The 4127-nt window shown below is 74.0% G+C and carries 5 protein-coding genes; all 5 read left to right on the forward strand.

Features of this window, described 5'->3' with window-relative positions:
- Positions 1 to 707: pseudouridine synthase (locus ACTHMS_RS04380; RefSeq protein WP_440305452.1), on the forward strand; the 707-nt coding region annotated here is incomplete at its 5' end.
- Positions 708 to 730: 23 nt separating this feature from the next.
- Complete coding sequence (gene aroH / locus ACTHMS_RS04385) at positions 731 to 1093, forward strand: chorismate mutase (RefSeq protein WP_440305453.1); 363 nt, start codon at positions 731 to 733, stop codon at positions 1091 to 1093.
- Positions 1094 to 1134: 41 nt separating this feature from the next.
- Positions 1135 to 1800 carry a (d)CMP kinase gene (gene cmk, locus ACTHMS_RS04390; RefSeq protein ID WP_440305454.1) on the forward strand — a complete coding sequence of 222 codons (666 nt, stop codon included), beginning with the start codon at positions 1135 to 1137 and terminating at the stop codon, positions 1798 to 1800.
- Positions 1793 to 3157 carry a ribosome biogenesis GTPase Der gene (gene der, locus ACTHMS_RS04395; protein WP_440305455.1) on the forward strand — a complete coding sequence of 455 codons (1365 nt, stop codon included), beginning with the start codon at positions 1793 to 1795 and terminating at the stop codon, positions 3155 to 3157. The genes cmk and der overlap by 8 nt, the downstream gene beginning before the upstream one ends.
- Before the next feature lie 94 nt (positions 3158 to 3251).
- A partial coding sequence (mptB, locus tag ACTHMS_RS04400; RefSeq protein ID WP_440305456.1) for a polyprenol phosphomannose-dependent alpha 1,6 mannosyltransferase MptB occupies positions 3252 to 4127 on the forward strand: 876 nt, incomplete at its 3' end.

Genomic DNA, 4127 nt, shown 5'->3' on the forward strand with positions numbered 1-4127 from the left:
AGAAGGTGCTCGCGGCGGCCGGTGTCGGGTCGCGCCGCAAGAGCGAGGAGCTCATCGCGCAGGGGCGGGTGAGCGTCGACGGCCGCGTCGTCACGGAGCAGGGGATGCGCGTCGATCCCGAGACAGCCGTGGTGCACGTCGACGGCAAGCGGGTCACCGTCCGCGCCGGGATGGTCTATCTCGCGCTGAACAAGCCGCGCGGCGTGCTGTCGGCGATGTCGGACGACCGGGGCCGGCCCACCGTCGGCGACCTCGTGCGCGACCGTCCCGAGCGGCTGTTCCACGTCGGCCGCCTCGACAACGACAGCGAGGGGCTGCTGCTGCTCACCAACGACGGCGAGCTGGCGCACAAGCTGATGCACCCGTCGTTCGGCGTGAGCAAGACCTACCTCGCGACCGTGCCCGGGCCCGTCGCGCGCGAGGTCGGCCGGCGGTTGAAGGCGGGTGTGGTGCTCGAGGACGGCCCGGCCACCGTCGACTCGTTCCGCATCGTGCAGAGCCAGCCGCCGCGGGCGATCGTCGAGGTCGTGCTGCACGAGGGGCGCAAGCACATCGTGCGACGGCTGCTCGCCGAGGTCGGGCATCCGGTCGAGCGGCTGGTGCGCACGGCGATCGGGCCGGTACGGCTGGGCGGGCAGCGCCCGGGCACGCTGCGCGACCTGACCCGCGACGAGGTGGGGGAGCTCTATCGCCTCGCCGAGGCCTGAACCGCGTGTGGAAGGCTGACGGCGTGGCGGTGCGAGCGGTGCGGGGCGCGATCCAGGTCGACGCCGACGAGCGGGACCTGATCCTCGAGGGGACGACCGAGCTGGTGCAGGAGGTGCTGCGCCGCAACGAGATCGACCCGGCGGACCTGATCAGCATCGTGTTCACCGCGACGCCCGACCTCAAGGCCGAGTTCCCCGCGTACGCCGCGCGGCTGCTCGGGCTCACCGACGTGCCGCTGCTGTGCACCACCGAGATCGCCGTGCCCGGTGCCATGCCGCGGGTGCTGCGGCTGCTCGCCCACGTCGAGTCGCCGAAGCACCGCGACGAGATCCGGCACGTGTACCTGCGCGGGGCGGCGGCGCTGCGCACCGATCTGCCGCAATAGCGCCGGGCGGGCGCACCGGCTGCGTCCAGTAGCCTCGATGCGTGGCATTCACTGGCGTCGTGGCGCTCGACGGACCGTCCGGCACCGGCAAGTCCACCGTCGCGCGGCGGCTCGCCGAGCGGCTGGGTGCCCGCTACCTCGACACCGGCGCCATGTACCGCGCCGCCACCGTCGCGGTGCTGCGGGCCGGGGTCGACCTCGCCGACGCGGACGCGATCGCGGACGCGGTCGCTGCGGCCGACATCCTGATCTCCACCGACCCGACCCGTGCCTCGGTGCGCCTCGACGGCGCGCCGGTCGACGCCGAGATCCGGTCGGCGGGCACGACGGCCGCGGTGAGCGCGGTGTCGGCGGTGCCCGCGGTGCGTGCGCAGCTCGTGCAGCAGCAGCGCGACCTGATCGGCGCCGGCGGCATCGTCGTCGAGGGGCGCGACATCGGCTCGGTGGTCTGGCCGCAGGCGCGGCCGAAGATCTTCCTCACCGCCAGCCCCGAGGCGCGCGCACAGCGCCGGGCCGGGGAGCTGCACGCCGACGTCGCCGCCATCGCGGTCGACATCGCCCGTCGCGACCGGCTCGACAGCACCCGGGTGACGAGCCCGCTGGCGCAGGCGGACGACGCGATCAAGGTCGACACCACCGAACTGGGCATCGAGCAGGTCGTCGACCGGCTCGTCGAGCTCGCAGGCGCGGTCGTCGTCGATGGCTGACGTCGACCTGCCCGACGTCGACGGCACGAGTGACGAGGGCGCCCTGTCGGTGCCGGTCGTCGCGGTCGTCGGCCGTCCGAACGTCGGCAAGTCGACGCTCGTCAACCGCATCCTCGGCCGCCGCGAGGCGGTCGTGCAGGACGTCCCGGGCGTCACCCGCGACCGCGTCTCCTACGACGCCGTCTGGAACGGGCGCCGGTTCGTGCTCGTCGACACCGGCGGTTGGGAGCCGGACGCGCAGGGGCTGCAGGCGATGGTGTCCGCGCAGGCCGAGCGGGCGGTCGCGACCGCCGACCTCGTGCTGTTCGTCGTCGACGGACGCACCGGCGCCACCGAGACCGACCTGGTGGTCGCACGCACGCTGCGCCGCGGCGACCGTCCGGTCATCCTCACCGTCACCAAGATCGACGATGAGCGCTCGGAGCCCGACGTCCACGAGCTGTGGTCGCTCGGGCTCGGCGAGCCGCATCCGGTGAGCGGCCTGCACGGCCGCGGCAGCGGCGACCTCCTCGACGCCATCCTGGACGCGCTGCCGGAGGCGCCGCGCGAGCAGGAGGCCGAGGGCGGCCCGCGCCGGGTCGCGCTGGTCGGCCGGCCGAACGTGGGCAAGTCGAGCCTGTTGAACCGCCTCACCGGCGAGGAGCGGTCGGTCGTCGACGCGGTGGCCGGCACGACGGTCGACCCGGTCGACAGCCTGGTCGATCTCGGCGGCGAGACGTGGCGCTTCGTCGACACCGCCGGCCTGCGCCGGAGGGTGAACCAGGCGAGCGGGATGGAGTACTACGCGTCCCTGCGCACGGCGGCGGCGATCGAGGCGGCCGAGGTGGCGATCGTGCTGCTCGACGCGAGCGAGCGGATCAGCGAGCAGGACCAGCGCGTGATCGGCGAGGTGATCGAGGCCGGACGCGCCCTGGTGCTCGCGCTGAACAAGTGGGACCTCGTCGACGAGGACCGCCGTCTGCAGCTCGAGCGCGAGGTCGAGCGTGACCTCGCCCGGGTGGCCTGGGCGCCGCGCGTCAACGTCTCGGCCCGCACCGGACGGGCGGTCGAGAAGTTGGCGATCGCGCTGCGCACCTCGCTCGCCTCGTTGGACCAGCGCATCCCGACCGGACGGTTGAACAGCTGGCTGACCGAGGTCGTCGCGGCGACGCCGCCGCCACCACGGGGCGGGAAGGCGCCGCGCGTCCTGTTCGCCACGCAGGCCGACACCCGCCCGCCGCGGTTCGTGCTGTTCACCACCGGCTTCCTCGAGGCCGGGTACCGCCGGTTCATCGAGCGCCGGCTGCGTGAGGACTTCGACTTCACGGGAACGCCGATCGAGATCTCGGTGCGGGTGCGGGAGAAGCGCGCGCGGTAGCCGCCGCCGGGTCCTGAGACCCGGCTGGGGAACGGCCCAGAACGTGCTGAACGTGTCCGGTTGTGTTCAGACCGGCGTCCCTACCGTCACGCGCGTGCATGCCCTCGCGTCGACCGACGCTGCCCCGACGGCCCCGGCTGAGCGGCGTTCCTCCGGCCTGGTGGTGGCAGCGGCGATCGGGCTCGTGGCGCTGGTGGTCATCGCGGTGGTGTCGTGGACGCAGGGCGCGGTCGAGCTGCCGGTGCATCGGCACCAGCGGCACGGTCTCGAACGGTGGCTGTACTTCACCGCGATCGCGGTGCTCGCCTTCGCCTGGCTCGGGGTGCTGCGGGCCGCGACCGACGGGCGCGTGTCGACGCGCGCGGCGCAACTGGTGGGCCTGCTGTGGTCGCTGCCGCTGCTGGCCGCCGCGCCGCTCGGCAGCCGCGACGCCTACGCCTACGTCGCGCAGGGGAACGTGCTCGCGCACGGGTTGAACCCCTACCGCGTCGGGCCGGCGGCGGTGCACGACGTCTTCCGCACCCAGGTCAGCGCGGTCTGGCGGCACTCGACCTCGCCCTACGGGGCGCTCTGGACGGAGGCGAGCCGGCTCGTCGTCGCCGTGGCCGGGCCGCACCCGCTGCGCGCGGCGATGACCATCCGGCTGTTCGCGTTCGCGGGCATCGTCGTGCTGCTGCTGACCCTGCCGCGGTTGGCCCGGCTGGCGGGCGGCTCGCCCGTGCGCGCGGTGACGTTGTTCGCGCTCAACCCCTACGTCCTCGTCGTCGGCCTCGGCGGCGCCCACAACGACGTCGTCATGCTCGGCCTGATGGCGCTGGGCCTGTGGCTCGCGCTCGACCGGCCCGGACGCTGGTCGCTCGCCGTCGGCGCGGCGGTCATCACCGTGGGCGCGGCCGTGAAGCTGCCGGCCGTCATCGTGCTGCCGTTCCTGCCGCTGCTGTGGGTACGGGTGCGCAAGCCGGCCGGTCGG

The sequence above is a fragment of the Jatrophihabitans sp. genome (assembly GCF_051960575.1).
In the GTDB taxonomy this organism is placed as follows: domain Bacteria; phylum Actinomycetota; class Actinomycetes; order Mycobacteriales; family Jatrophihabitantaceae; genus JBQCEE01.

Excerpts from the sequence above, each read along its gene's own strand:
- der (WP_440305455.1), top strand. The coding sequence starts at position 1,793 with ATGGCTGACGTCGACCTGCCCGACGTCGACGGCACGAGTGACGAGGGC.